The sequence below is a fragment of the Paraburkholderia sp. UCT2 genome (genome assembly GCF_014397665.1).
In the GTDB taxonomy this organism is placed as follows: Bacteria; Pseudomonadota; Gammaproteobacteria; order Burkholderiales; family Burkholderiaceae; genus Paraburkholderia; species Paraburkholderia tuberum.
In genome coordinates this window covers 1-14,043 of sequence record NZ_VZQO01000004.1, presented here as the reverse complement: position 1 = coordinate 14,043, position 14,043 = coordinate 1, and the positions used below count along the sequence as shown (strand labels likewise).

The following is a 14,043-nucleotide window of genomic DNA, read 5'->3' as shown; positions in this document are numbered from 1 at the left end:
TGCTTCGATCGACGACAGCAAGTCGCATATGGGTGCACCGGTAACGACCCAGGAGAACGGTCGCATCGCGATGCGACGGCACCGGCTTCCCGCGCACAGAGAAAATCGATCGGCGCTGCCGCCATCCCATCAACGATCCCGTCACGCCGGCGAGCTTTCGGTGTTCAGCTTTGACACCAAACCCGTCTTCTCGTCGTAGCGGTAGCCTTGTTTCTCGAGGTGAGCGTTGATCGTTTCGACGACCACTTGCTGCTGAATCTCCTTGCGCAGCAATTCATGCTCCGGCTTGATCTGGGCCAGTTCAGCGGCAAGCCGGCGGCTCAATGTCGCTTCACCTGCGCCACGGGCAAGGACGACGACCATTTTTTCATTCGCCTGAGCCAGTTGCTGCTTCAGTGCGTTCGAGTAGTCGGACCATTTCCTGACGGTCTCCCGCGCTTCGGCAATTGCGGCGGCATGCGCGTCCGCGTCGCGCGTCATCTGCGCCTTCAATGCCTCGAGCTGCTGAGAGTCGGCAGTCACCGGCGACGCCGACTCCAGGCCCGCGACGTTCTCGCTCGCCACCGCGCTTTCGGCCAGTTCGGCCGCGCGCTGCTGCTCCGCGTCGGCACGCTCCTGCGCCTCCGACAAGCTGGCCGACAGTCTCGCGATTTCGGAGGCGCCCGCGTCACGCTCATCGGTCAGGCCGGCGATCTGCGTCTGGACATTCTGCAATTCAAGTGCGGCGGCATTGCGTTCAGCCTGCGCGCCCGCGACCTCTTCCCGGCGGGCCGCGTGCGCTTCCTGCTCGGCCTGCAGCTCCGCGCGAATCGCTTCGAGCTCGCTTTGAAGACGAGCGACCGCTTCGGAATGCGCCGCTTCCAGCGCCGCACGCTCCGTTTCGTCGGCCGGCGTTTCGACGACTGACCCAGCCGACTCGTTCGCCACCTCGCCCTCGCCCGCGGCGTCGGTCTCCTCGTGCGAAACCGCTCGGCGCTCCGCGGCCAGTTCCGCGCTCTGCAGTTCCGCTTCGAGGAGCGAAACGCGCTCGGCAAGTTCCTGCGCGCGCTTCTCCGCCGCGTCGGTCCGTTGCACGGCGAGCGCAATGTCCTCTTCGAGCCCGGCTACCGCGTCGACTTTCTCCTCGTAGGCGCTCGTCATCTTATCCAGTTGGACTTGCAGCGCATCGAGTTCCTGGACGGTGGTTTGCAGTTCCGCAAGCGCGTCGTCGCGCTCGTCGCTGGCGTCCTCGACACGCTGGCGCATCGCGGCGAGGCGTCGCGCCACCGCGCGTTCAGCTTCATCCTGCGCTGAGCTCCACAGCCGGTCGAGCGCATCGCGCATGGTGTCGGTCACGGTTTCCGGCAACGCAGGACGTTCGACGACCTGCGGCACCCGCGGTGCGCGCGTTTCACGCCACTTGCGCAATGCCGCTGCCACCGCGACCACCGAGCCTGTATGGACTTCGGACCAGATGGCTACCGGAGACACCTTCTCGCCCTCCTCGGCCATCCGGTTTGCGATTTCAGCGACGAGTTCGTCCGTGATCGTAATGTTGCTTGACATGCCTGCCTCGACAAAGTGCACGTGGTGACGAATACCGTTTCGTCGTTCGGGAGGCGGCCCCGCGCTGGGACTCGCCTCGCATACCTACGAATTGTCGAGTACTTCCCCGGCGGTCAATCGTTCGAAAAGCCGAGGTTACGGGGAGGTATTCATCGGATTGCGCCACCAAAGGTCCGGCACACATGCATTCAGAGCTTCCCGGCGATCCGATCCGCGTGATACGACGACCGCACGAGCGGCCCCGACACCACTTCGATGAACCCCATCTTCAAACCTTCGTCGCGTAGCATGTCGAACGTCGCGGGCGGCACGTATCGCCGCACCGCCATGTGAAACCGCGACGGCGCGAGATACTGGCCGATCGTCAGCACGTCGACGTCGTGGGCACGCAGATCGCGCATCGTCGCGAGCAGTTCGCTGTCGGTCTCGCCGAGCCCGGCCATCAGGCCGGATTTGGTCAACCCCGCCGCGTTCTGGCGTTTCGCGCGCGATAGCAGTTCGAGCGAACCGAGGTAGTCCGCGCCGGCCCGTGCCGCCCGATACAGCGACGGCACCGTTTCGATGTTGTGATTAAAAACGTCTGGCCACGCCTCGGACAGAGCATCGAGCGCGCGGTCGATTCGCCCGCGAAAATCCGGCGTCAGGATTTCCACGCGAATGCCCGGCACGCGCTCGCGCACGAGCGCAATACAACGCGCGAAGTGCGCGGCGCCGCCGTCGCGCAGATCGTCGCGGTCCACCGATGTAATCACGACGTAGCGCAGCCCGAGCGCCGCGACGGCGTCGGCAAGCCGCGCGGGCTCGTCGTCGTCGAGCGCTTGCGGCCGTCCGTGCGCGACGTCGCAGAACGCACAGCGCCGCGTGCAGATCCCTCCCATGATCATGAATGTCGCGGTGCGCTGCGCGAAACACTCGCCGATGTTCGGACACATCGCCTCCTCGCAGACCGAATGCAAGCTGTGCTCGCGCAGCACCGCCGCCATGCCCGCGACGGTTTCGCTCATCATCGGCCGCGCGTGCAGCCAGGGCGGCTTCGGCAATACGGTCGAATGGTCCGCCGGCACGATCTTCACCGGAATGCGGGCGAGCTTGTCGCGGTTGCGCTTGCCATGCTGGCCAAGCGCCGTGAGGCTGTCGGTATGAGGAGCGGCGTCCATCGCGGTTATCCGAAGAACTCGTTGAGCAGGCGGTTCACCTCCGATGCAGCCTCCATCTGCACCATGTGTCCTTTGCCGTCGATCACATGCACACGCACCTGAGCGGGCAGCCCCTGCGCGTGCGCGGCCGGAATGATCTGGTCCTGCGCGCCCCAGATCACCAGCGTGCGCGGCGCGAGCGTGTCGAGCCGCTCGCGATAGACGCGGCTTTGCACCCCGCCTTCGAACGCGGACGCGGCAATCTTGCGCAGCGCGTCGTTCACGCCTTCGAGCCGCTTGTACTTGACGATGTCTTCGATCAGTTGCCGCGTGACCAGCGACCCGTCGGCAAAAAGCTTCACCAGATGCGGCTTCAGCGCGTTGCGGCTGCTGCCCTCGACGAAACCTTCGATGTACTCGCGATTGATCTCGTCGCCGAGCCCCGCGCCCGCGATCAATGCCAGCGACGCGACGCGTTCGGGCGCCTTCGCGGCGACCGTCATCGACACGGCGCCACCCATCGAATGGCCGACCATATGCGCGCGCTCGATGCCCCGGTCGTCGAGAAACGCGATTACGCTGTCGGCCAGTTCGTCGAGGCTGCCCGTGTCGACCGCCTTGCCCGACTCGCCATGCCCCGGCAGATCGAGCGCCCACACGGCGCGATGCGCGGCGAGATCCGCGTGATTGAAGAGCCAGTTGTTCAGATCGCCGCCGAAACCGTGGATCAGCACCGCGGGCGTGCCGCCGTCGCCGATCTTCAGGTAACGCACGGTGCGCCCGCCGATCTGCGCCTTTTGCGGCTGCGGTCCCGCCTCCGCCGTGTCCGCGGTGGCCGGCACGAAGTCGCGCTGGAACGCCTCGACCGCCGCATCGATGTCGGCCTCGGAGCTCGCTTCGTCGGCGACGACGCCGAGCAGCGCGCCGATCGGCAGCGTGTCGCCCTGCTGCGCAATCTGCCTGCGCAGCGTGCCGTCGAAAGCGCACTCGACGCCCGACGAAATCTTGTCGGTCTCGACATCGAGTATCTCGTCGCCCTTCGCGACTTTTTCGCCGACCTCCTTCAGCCAGCCGTTGACCTGTCCCTGCTCCATCGACAGCCCCCACTTGGGCATCGTGATCATGTGAATCGGCATTGCTCAGCTCCTTACTTTCCGCACGGCCGCGGCGATGTTCTCGGCCGACGGGATATACAGATCTTCGAGTACGCCTGCGAAAGGCGCGGGCGTATGCGGCGCGGTCACGAGTTCGATTGGCGCCTTCAGCGAATGGAACGCGCGCTGCGCGACCAGCGCGGCGATATCGGTCGCGATCGAGCAGCGCGGATTCGCCTCGTCGACCACGACGACACGCCCGGTGCGCTCGGCGCTTTCCAGGATCGTTTCCTCGTCGAGCGGGGAGGTCGTGCGCAAATCGATCACCTCGACCTGGATGCCCTCTTTCGCGAGCTTTTCGGCGGCATCCGTCGCGTGGTGAACCATCCGGCCATAGGTCACGATCGTCGCGTCGTCGCCTTCGCGCACCACGTTCGCTTCGCCGAACGGAATCGCATACGACTCTTCCGGCACGTCGCCCTCGCGGCCATACAGCAGCTTGTGCTCGCAGAAGATGACCGGGTCGTTGTCGCGAATCGCCTGGATCAACAGACCCTTCGCGTCGTACGGCGTCGAGGGGCACACCACTTTCAGGCCGGGGATATGGGTGAACATCGACGTCAGCATCTGCGAGTGCTGCGCGGCCGCGCGCAGGCCGGCGCCCTGCATCGTGCGAATCACGACTGGCGTCAGCGCCTTGCCGCCGAACATATAGCGAAACTTCGCGGCCTGATTGAAGATCTGGTCGAAGCACACGCCCATGAAATCGATGAACATCAGCTCGGCGACCGGCCGCATGCCGCATGCGGCCGCGCCGACCGCGGCGCCGATGAAGCCGCCTTCGGACAGCGGCGTGTCGAGCACGCGCCCCGGATACTTGTGAAAGAGCCCTTTCGTCACGCCGAGCACACCGCCCCACGCATCCTGTTCGCCTGGGGACCCGGCGCCACCCGCGTTGTCCTCACCCATCACGATGACGGTTTCGTCGCGCGCCATCTCCTGGCTCAGCGCTTCGTTGATCGCCTGAGAAAACGTGATCTTCCTTGCCATGACTGTCTCCTGTCGATCGGAGTTAGCGCTTTAGCTGTCGAACAGAGTTGGCGCTTTAGCGCTTACTCTGGTCCCATGCAACGCACTTATTCCGATCCCATGTAAAGCTGAAGATTGAATGGTTTCGCGCCGCGGGTTACGGATAGGACACGTAGACGTCGGTCAGCAGGTCGGCGGCCGTCGGCAGAGGCGCGGCCTTCGCTTCGGTCACCGCGCCGTCGATCAGTTGCTTCACCTTGGCATCGATGCCGCGCAGTTCGTCCGCGCTGAGCATTTCGGCGCGCACCACGCGCTCCTCGAAACGCTTCAGGCAGTCTTTTTCGTCGCGCAGCTTCTGCACTTCGCCGGGCGCGCGATACGTTTGCGCATCGCCCTCGAAGTGACCGAAATAGCGCGACAGCTTCACTTCGACGAGCGTCGGGCCACCGCCGCCGCGCGCCCGCTCGATCGCGGCGCCGAGCGCCTCGTGCACCGCGAAGAAATCGAAGCCGTCGACGATCACGCCGGGCATGCCAAAGCCGCTCGCGCGGTCGGCGATGTTGTCGGCCGCGACCGACCACGTCGACGAGGTCGCCTCCGCATAGCCGTTGTTCTCCGCGACGAAGATCGCCGGCAGGCGCCAGACGGAAGCGAGATTCATCGATTCGAAGATCACGCCCTGGTTCGACGCACCGTCGCCGAAGAAGCACACGCCGACGCCGCCGGTCTTCCTGAGCTTCGCGGCGAGTGCGGCGCCGCACACGAGCGGACCGCCCGCGCCGACGATCCCGTTGGCGCCGAGCATCCCTTTCGACAGATCGGCGATATGCATCGAGCCGCCCTTGCCGCGGCACACGCCGGTGCTGCGGCCGTAGATTTCGGCCATCATGCCGGGCACGTCGACGCCCTTCGCGATGCAGTGGCCATGACCACGGTGTGTGGTGGCGACATAGTCCGCGTCGTTCAGATGCATCATCGTGCCGACCGCCGACGCTTCCTCGCCGGCATACAGATGCACGAAGCCGGGTATCTCGCCGGTGGCGAATTCGACGTGCAGGCGCTCCTCGAACTCGCGGATCGTGCGCATCATCCGGTACGCTTCCAGCAGCTTTTCCTTGCTCAACTGCGTCGATACAGACATGGTGTGTCTCCAGGGAATGATCTCGATGGTCACTGCTACTTCAGCCAGCTGTGCTTCAGGCGTTCGCTTCCTCCTGAGTTGATTACCTCCGACGCGCCGCCGCTTCGCGCATCAACTGCCGCGACGCGCAATAGCGCAGCGTGCGGCCGACATCGACGGTGAGCGGTCCCGCCCAGTCGAGCGCGATCTCGTAGCGGTCGTCGCGTTCGAGCTCGATCTCGCGCTCGCCGTCGAAGGCGAGCGTCCCTTGTTCGGTATGCAGCGGCGTCCAGCAGCCCGCTTCGAAGCGCTCGCAGGTGCGCATCGTCACCCGATCGACACGGCCCGGCGCGAGCGGCGCGAAGATCGGCACGCCGGATTCGCCCGCGCGCGCGAACGTCAGATGCAGCCCGTACGGCGCGCCGCGCTCGACCGGCGCCCACGCCCCGCCGATCGACGACAGGCCGATACCATCCGGCGCCGCGAAGGTCAGAAACAGCGCTTCGATATCAGCCGGCTCGCAGACGGCTCGCGCACCGACGAAACGCTGCCGGCTCACGCACACATCGACCAGCGCGATTTCCTCGCGCCCCTTGTTCGGGCCCGCGACGCAACGGACCACGAGACGCTTGTTGCGCGTCAGCGCGACCTCGAGCGGCACGAGCCCCGAAGCGGCGAGCGCGCCCGCGAGGCCCGCCACCGTCGCTTCGCGCATGTCCGGAAACGCGTTGTTGGTACCCGTCGACAGCGTCAGCAGCGGCACCTCGCCGCAATGCGCGGCAACCGCGCGATGCGTGCCGTCGCCGCCGAGCACCGCGATCAGATCGACACCCAACCCGACCATCCGCGCGACACCCGCATGGGTGTCGGCCGCGCTGTCCGTGATCGGCAGTTCGAGAAATTCGACGGTCGGCCAAGGCTGCGGCTCGGCCACGGCCGCGTGCGTTTCAAGCGCACGCAGTACCAGTGCAGCGACACCGGTCCGGTCGCGCAAGGTCAGCACGCGAGCGACGCCGAGCTTGCCGAGGCCCGCGAGCAGGCGCACAACCATGTTCGCCTTCTCGGCGGTCGGAAACACCGAAGCGTGCGTGGTGAGGCGTCGAATATCACGGCCCGATGCCGGGTTCGCGATCACGCCGACGGTGATGGGTGATGACACTGGCTTGTCTCCTGTGCGCGAGTAGCGAAGCGGACTTGCTGTGATGAAGCGCGCTTGCTTTCGCGTTTGCTTGTCTGCCAGCGATACTGCAAAGGTCGGGCCAATTGCTTGCGCGCCGTGCGCACGCGCCGGAAGCGCCGTATTCACGGGGTGGACGCGGAGGTCGAACGTTCGCGGCCGCTTTCATCAGACCTGCGCCGCGCGGTTCACTGTGTCTCACGGGCCCGTCCCGCGACGCGGTGCGCGGCTCACAGCACGTCGCGGCGCTTGCACGGTACCGCGCCAGACAAGGGTTTGCTCGATGCGACCAGCGTCTCACTCATCTCTGAGACGTTCGTCTCACGCCCCTGACGTGCTGCGCCGCAATGTGATCGCCCAGTGTGGATGTGCTACAAGACAGGGACGCGCCCTACTCGGTGTCGCTCGCCTGGAGCCGGCCATGCCCTATGTTTCTCAAACGCAGCACGTCGATCGCGTACGCGGGGCCATCGAAGGACGCTTGCCGGCCCCTGCCAATTCGTCGCGCCTCGTGTCGTCGTGGCAGCGTTCGTACGAGCAGTACCGGCTCGACCCCAGTTCGGTGATCGGCCCGCGCGTGCTGACGTCCGCCGAACTGCGCGAAGTCCAGGGCAAGGAGGAAGCCTTTCTGCGCGCCTCGGGCCAGTGCCTGACGCGGCTGCACGAAATGATTCGTGTCGCCGACTATTGCGTGATGCTGTCCGACGCGCACGGCGTCACGATCGACTATCGGATCGACCGCGACCGGCGCAACGATTTCAAGCATGCGGGGCTGTATATCGGCTCGTGCTGGTCCGAGCGCGAAGAAGGCACCTGCGGCATCGCGAACGTACTCACCGATCTCGCGCCGATCACCGTGCACAAGACCGATCACTTCCGGGCCGCGTTCACGACGCTCACGTGCAGCGCTTCGCCGATCTTCGCGCCGACCGGCGAATTGATCGGCGTGCTCGATGCATCGGCGATTCGATCGCCCGACAACCGCGACAGCCAGGGGCTGGTTTTTCAGCTGGTGCGGCAAAGCGCGAGTTTGATCGAGGATGGCTACTTTCTGAATCAGACCGCGCAGCACTGGATCCTGTTCGGCCATCAAAGCCGCCATTTCGTCGAAGCGCAGCCCGAAGCACTGATCGCATTCGACGAATGCGGCAACATCGCCGCCGCGAACCGCAAGGCGCACGAGAGCATCGCGGGGCTCGACGGGCCGCGTCACATCGACGAGATATTCGACACGTCCGAGGTCCGTCTTCACGACGTCGCGCGCACCGACATGATCGTGGCGCTGCGGCTGCGCGCGACCGGCGCGATGCTGTATGCCCGCATTCGCGCGCCGATGAGACGCGCGGCTCGCCCGCTCCTCGCGACACGGCCGGCCGATCCGCATGCGGACGGCAGCATCGGCGCGATGAGCCGCTTTCTGCACAGCTCGGACGAACGGATCGCGCGCAACGCGCAAGTCGCATTGCGGATCGCCGGCAAGCGGCTCCCGGTTCTGCTGCTCGGCGAAACCGGCGTCGGCAAGGAGGTGTTCGCGCGCGCGGTGCACGACTCGGGTTCGCGGCGCACGCGGCCGTTCGTCGCCGTGAATTGCGGCGCGATTCCGGAGCCGCTGATCGAGAGCGAGCTGTTCGGTTATGCGCCTGGCGCGTTCACCGGCGCGCGCAGTCGCGGCGCGCGCGGCAAGATCGCCCTAGCGCATGGCGGCACGCTGTTTCTCGACGAAATCGGCGACATGCCGCTCGGCCTGCAGACACGCCTGCTGCGTGTACTCGCCGAGGGCGAAGTGGTGCCGCTTGGCGGCGATACGCCGGTGCGCGTCGATATCGACGTGATCTGCGCGACGCACCGCGATCCGATGCAGATGGTCGAAGCTGGATCGTTCCGCGAAGATCTCTACTATCGCCTGAGCGGCGCGACGCTGCGGATACCGCCGCTGCGCGAGCGCGCCGATATCCGCGATGTGATCGATACGGTGTTCAACGAGGAAGCACAAGCGGCCACGCATGTGCTGATGCTCGATCCGCAATTCGCCGGGCGTCTTGCCGCTTTTTCCTGGCCCGGCAACATCCGGCAACTGCGCAACGTGCTGCGCTATGCGTGCGCGGTCTGCGATTCGGCTCGCGTCGAGTTGCGGCACGTGTCGCCGGACTTCGCGGCGCAACTCGCGCCCGCCGTCACGCCGGCGCTCGCGGCGAACTCCACGTCGCCGGCCAGCGCCGACGACGAGCGGGCACGGATCGTCGCGGCACTCACGCGTTGCCAGTGGCGGCCTAACGCCGCCGCGCTGGCATTAGGCATATCGCGCGCGACGCTGTACCGGCGCATCGCGCGGCTGGGCATCGTCGGGCCGCATCGCACATAAGCGGCATCGCGATCGCCCGTCTGAGTCTGCCGCTGTGCAGACAGCGTCCGATTCCCACGCCCTCACCCGCAGAGTGAAATCTTTTCGCAGTTCGTCCATCGCGAGCGAAAAGATTTTATTTCGGCACAACCCTGCTCCCACGCGCAGTTTGTGCCGACAGACAGGCATGACTTGCCGGACTCAGTGATCGGTCGCAACGAGAGACCACCCACGACCGCGCATCGAATGTCCTGAACGGCTCACGCGACGCACTCGCGACCCGAAGGACTCCCCAACTTCTCTCCGGATTCCTTGCGGGCCGCCTCGCGGCAGCTCGCGCTATTGTCATGATTGCGCGACGTCAATTTCTTGGTTGTCTCACTGCGCTCGGCGGAAGCGTCGTATTGAGCGCGTGCGGCGGTGGTGGTGGTAGTGGTGGTGATAGCGGTACTGCGGATGCCGGCGGCTCTTCCACGGGCAATTCCACGAACCCGTCGAGCACGACGGCGGCACCCTCTACGGGCACGGCAACCTCCGGTATCGCGACCTCGACGGGCACGACCAGTTCCGGTACTACGACTTCGACTAGCGGCTCGACGACGGTGGCGAACGGCTCGTCGCCGACCGCCTCGACTGGAACGGCGTCCACCGGTACCTCCGGCTCGACCTCGGGCGACAGTTCTGGCGCTCCATCGGACCCGAACTCGGGGTCACCCGGCAACGCTTCGAACGCTTCGCCACAGAACACGACCATCCCCCCGGCGACGGTGATTATCGACAGTCAGAACGCGTCATGGACCCTGGTCGGCGGATCTGTCTACAGGAACGGTGTCGCGGCGGGCAATACCTACAACGTCTCGTTGATACTCTGGTACGGGGGTACGATCTATCACGAGGGAACCGGCGGCCAATTTTACGGATGGAATGGTTCGGGATGGCAGTCGTGCAATGACCCACGTTTGGGCGGCACCTCCGTCGACGGCACCATGATCCCGCCCGCGTCGTATCTGATCGACAAGGTCGGCGCGATATGGACCGTCGTGAACGGTGTCGTGTACCGCAATCGAAGTGCCGTCGGCACGATGTCGAATGCGGCGCTTCTGCTGTGGTACGGCGGCAAGTTCTGGGCACAATCGACCGGCGGTCAGTTCTACGTGTGCGCCGATGCGGATGAATGGTTGCCGTGCAACGATCCGCGCATCGCGACCGCGGCGCCGGCCGGCTCGTTTCACGGTATCAACGGGCATTACGATTATTTGTATTCGACGTCGCAACTCGTGTCGATCATGCAAGCCCTGGGCTGCTCGACGTACCGGCTCAGCTGTACCGACTACGCACCGCAACTCGCCGCGGTCGTGGCGTTGGCACAAACATTCCAGCCAGCGGGCTTGACCCTTTTCGTGCTGATCGATGCCGGCATCTACGACGGTAACGGCAACCTGTTCACGAGCGAATCGGCGGCCTATACACGCGGCTTCAATTGCGCGGTAACTGTCGCGACGGCGTTGCAACCCCACGGCGTGACCCTGTATGAATGCGGCAACGAACTGACGCGCGCGAACGGGATCATTCTCGACCCCACCAACGCAGGAACGAGCGTCGTCGACTTCAACAATGCGAACTGGCCGCTGATGCGCGGCGTGATGCGCGGCATGATCGACGGGGTCAAGTCGGTGCAGGCGGATGCTAAATGCGGCGTCAACTTTTGCGTCGCGGACACCGGCGCATCCGACGCTCTGTGGGATGGCAAGCAGCCCGATGGCACGAGCGGCCATCCGACCGTCAGGTGGGACTTGACTACGTGGCACAACTACGAGGTGTACGGCGACATCTTCGATATCGGCTCCGACGGGTCCGGCCCCGGCTTCGATTTGCCCACCTATTGCAAGGCCCGATATGGCGTCCCCTTCGTGATCTCGGAATGGAACACAGGACCGGAGAAGACCGAGGCGTACCGGGCCAACTACATCACGTCGCGCCTGCTCACTTACTATCAGGCCAGAAAGACGAAGAACATTCAATCGGCGATGTACTACGAGCTCGATAGCGGGGACGCAACCTACGGTCTGGTGATCAACGGCACGGCGCTTACGCTTCCGTACAATGCGTTCGCGAGTTTTGTCGCGAGCCACCCCGATAGCTGAGCGTCCGCACTCGCTGAGTCCGCGCGCTGCCTACGGTCGATCCGACCTGCGTGAGACGTTGACGGATAGCCCGTCCCGGCCGAGACCGCGATAGGTCTCGTAGCCCGGGGCGACGAGTTGCGAGTCCGGCGACCTCTGTTGCAACGCGGCTGTGTCCGTGCATCACGTTACGCCCACAGCCGCATCGCTGCAGCGCACGATTCGTGCAATCAGAAGATCAGAACTGGTGTCGCAGTCCCACGGTGACCGCGACCTGCGTGCCCGTCGACGATGGCGAGAGGGTATTGATCATCGCATCTGCGAGCACGGAATCCGCCGGCGCGCCATGAACATGCTGATACACGCCTTCCAGGTACACGTCGGTACGCTTGCTCAACGAATAGTCGGTCTGCAGCATGACCGAATTCCATTTTGGAGAGGCTTTCGTGGCCCCCTGGTTGTAAGCACCGTCAGTGAACGTATAGGCACCGGATACGCTCCACGCAGACGTCACCGAGTAGTGTGCGTTCACCTCGTAATTGTCCAATCGCAGATTACCGCCAAGCGGCAGATAGCTGCCGAGGCCCAGCGAGATGATGCCCGCCATGTCGTCGATCTGAGTATGGCTCCACACGAATCCGACAGTTGCGGGGCCGAACGTGTAATTGCCGCCGGCGCCCCAGATACGCTGGCGCTCCGCGATGAAGTTCGCGCTGCCGTCGCCCTGCGCAATTGCCCCATTCGGATTCGTGCCCGATACGCCGCCGCCTGCGTTATTGAACTGCAGGTACCCGCCAGCAAGATTCACCGGGCCCTGCGCATAACCTACGCTAAAGCCGTACGCGCGATTGTCAGCGAATCCTCCCGCCTTGTTGCTGAACGAATACATGCCTTCGAACGTCACGCCGGCATAGGTCGGGCTCACATACTTGACCGAGTTGTTGACGACCACCGAATCAGCCGCCAGGTTGTCGTTCTCGAACGGGTGTGCGGCGAGGTTGCCACCCCACGTGTTGCTCCCCGCGGTGATCGGTCCGAGCTGGTCGTTCAGCACATCGAACTGGCGGCCCAACGTCACGGTGCCGAGATTGTCGCTTTGCAACCCGACCCAGGCCTGAGAACCGAAGGCGTCACCCGGAAACGCCTGGCTACCGTTGTTTAGATTGAAGCCCTGCTCGAGTTTGAAGATCGTACGAACACCACCTCCCAGATCTTCAGTACCCTTGAGGCCAAACACCGTATTCTGCGTGGAGCTGGTCGCCATTTGCCAATTGCTATGACCGGCCTGGTTGTTGGTATAGATGAGTCCCGTGTCGATAAGACCGTACAGGGTCACGCTGTTTTGCGCATACGCGGAAACCGAAAATGCGCCGAGGACTCCGATTGCCAGCAAGGCTTTTTTCATGTCTTTATGCCCCATTTGCGATTACAGAAAAATAGAACAGCTCCTTTTTTAATTGGAGTTCCATCCCGGCACATTCCACCTGGGATGGTCAACTCGCACCGATCTGCTTCTAAATCGAAATGCGCTTTCCAAGCGCATCAAACAAGCAGAATGGCCACTAGCTGACCGGCGGTCGCAATCACAATCGCCAGATCAACCGGATTGGCCAGAAGAAATCCGAGAAAATCTGAATCGACGGCGCGCGCGCGCCACATCCCGACAAAGCCGACCGACAGAATCAGCCCGAATAAAAAGTCGAATCCGAATCCTGCGGCGAGCCATCTGTTATGCCTGACGACATGTTCGGCGAATGCGAACATTGCCAAAAAGGCGATTTGCGAGATGAGAACAACCAGTACGACAACATGCTGCTGATTATTCTTTTTCATCGGCTGGCGGAAATCCGGTTGCTCGAACCCGGCACGACCTCCTCGCTCGTCTGGCCGAACTTCGGCAGTACGGGCGCGTACCTGGCAGACACCCGTATGCTCTCAAGTACGAAGGGTGCTCCGACTTCTGTCGCGGCCTGGCCGCTGTAAGCGCCAGGCCCCAACCCAAGGCACGCAGGCGCCCTGCCCCGCATGGGCAGCGATGCCGGCAGGTACGCGGCACCCCAAAGGAGGGGCGGTGACCGTCGTACCCGCTCCATCCGCGGCGCGACCGTTATTCGACCGCCTCGCCATGCAGCACCAGGTCCAGTCCTTCGCGCTCTTCTTCCTCGGCGACACGCAACCCCATCACTGCGTCGATTGCCTTGAGCAGAACAAACGAGACCACCCCGCTGTAGATCAGCGTCGTCGCGACACCCTTCAGTTGCAGCATCACGTCACCGTCCGCGCCGCCGATGTCCTTGACCGCGAACACGCCGGTCAGCAGCGCACCGACGATCCCGCCGATGCAGTGCACTCCGAACGCGTCGAGCGAATCGTCGTACCCGAACTTGTGCTTGAGCCACGTGGCCGCCCAGAAGCAGACCACACCCGCGACGATACCGATCACGAGCGCGCCGACCGTGCCGACGAAGCCCGACGCCG

The 14,043-nt window shown here is 64.3% G+C and carries 10 protein-coding genes and 1 pseudogene; 2 read left to right on the top strand and 9 right to left on the bottom strand.

Annotated features, from left to right (window positions below):
• Window positions 1-141: 141 nt before the first annotated feature.
• The 6 genes from F6X39_RS04495 to F6X39_RS04470 form a co-directional block, all read right to left on the bottom strand.
• A complete protein-coding gene (locus tag F6X39_RS04495; protein ID WP_187615732.1) occupies window positions 142-1,545 on the bottom strand; it encodes a DNA-binding protein in 1,404 nt (467 codons plus the stop codon).
• A gap of 188 nt (window positions 1,546-1,733) precedes the next feature.
• Complete coding sequence (gene lipA, locus F6X39_RS04490; RefSeq protein ID WP_187615731.1) at window positions 1,734-2,702, bottom strand: lipoyl synthase; 969 nt, start codon at window positions 2,700-2,702, stop codon at window positions 1,734-1,736.
• Window positions 2,703-2,707: 5 nt separating this feature from the next.
• Window positions 2,708-3,817 (bottom strand): acetoin dehydrogenase dihydrolipoyllysine-residue acetyltransferase subunit, encoded by a 1,110-nt coding sequence (locus F6X39_RS04485; RefSeq protein WP_187615730.1) that lies wholly within the window; start codon window positions 3,815-3,817, stop codon window positions 2,708-2,710.
• Between the two features lie 3 nt (window positions 3,818-3,820).
• On the bottom strand, window positions 3,821-4,825 hold the full coding sequence (locus F6X39_RS04480; RefSeq protein ID WP_184052459.1) for an alpha-ketoacid dehydrogenase subunit beta: 1,005 nt from the start codon (window positions 4,823-4,825) through the stop codon (window positions 3,821-3,823).
• A 136-nt stretch (window positions 4,826-4,961) separates the two neighbouring features.
• Window positions 4,962-5,945: a thiamine pyrophosphate-dependent dehydrogenase E1 component subunit alpha gene (locus F6X39_RS04475; RefSeq protein WP_090811581.1), complete on the bottom strand. Its 984-nt coding sequence runs from the start codon at window positions 5,943-5,945 to the stop codon at window positions 4,962-4,964.
• An 82-nt stretch (window positions 5,946-6,027) separates the two neighbouring features.
• Window positions 6,028-7,083 (bottom strand): ATP-NAD kinase family protein, encoded by a 1,056-nt coding sequence (locus F6X39_RS04470; protein ID WP_187615729.1) that lies wholly within the window; start codon window positions 7,081-7,083, stop codon window positions 6,028-6,030.
• Between the two features lie 439 nt (window positions 7,084-7,522).
• Between F6X39_RS04470 and F6X39_RS04465 the strand changes: the two genes are divergently transcribed.
• Both F6X39_RS04465 and F6X39_RS04455 read left to right on the top strand, forming a co-directional pair.
• The gene (locus tag F6X39_RS04465; RefSeq protein WP_187615728.1) at window positions 7,523-9,463 is read left to right on the top strand and encodes a sigma-54-dependent Fis family transcriptional regulator; all 1,941 of its coding nucleotides are present in this window, start codon (window positions 7,523-7,525) and stop codon (window positions 9,461-9,463) included.
• Window positions 9,464-9,789: 326 nt separating this feature from the next.
• Window positions 9,790-11,586, top strand: a complete 1,797-nt coding sequence (locus tag F6X39_RS04455; RefSeq protein ID WP_222945116.1) for a hypothetical protein — start codon at window positions 9,790-9,792, stop codon at window positions 11,584-11,586.
• A gap of 217 nt (window positions 11,587-11,803) precedes the next feature.
• On the opposite strand, the gene F6X39_RS04450 is transcribed toward F6X39_RS04455, so the two are convergent.
• From F6X39_RS04450 to F6X39_RS04440, 3 genes and pseudogenes are all read right to left on the bottom strand, one after another.
• Complete coding sequence (locus F6X39_RS04450) at window positions 11,804-12,970, bottom strand: porin (protein ID WP_187615725.1); 1,167 nt, start codon at window positions 12,968-12,970, stop codon at window positions 11,804-11,806.
• A 137-nt stretch (window positions 12,971-13,107) separates the two neighbouring features.
• Window positions 13,108-13,398 carry a hypothetical protein gene (locus tag F6X39_RS04445; RefSeq protein WP_187615724.1) on the bottom strand — a complete coding sequence of 97 codons (291 nt, stop codon included), beginning with the start codon at window positions 13,396-13,398 and terminating at the stop codon, window positions 13,108-13,110.
• A gap of 274 nt (window positions 13,399-13,672) precedes the next feature.
• Window positions 13,673-14,043, bottom strand: a pseudogene (locus tag F6X39_RS04440) (ammonium transporter); the annotation flags it as partial.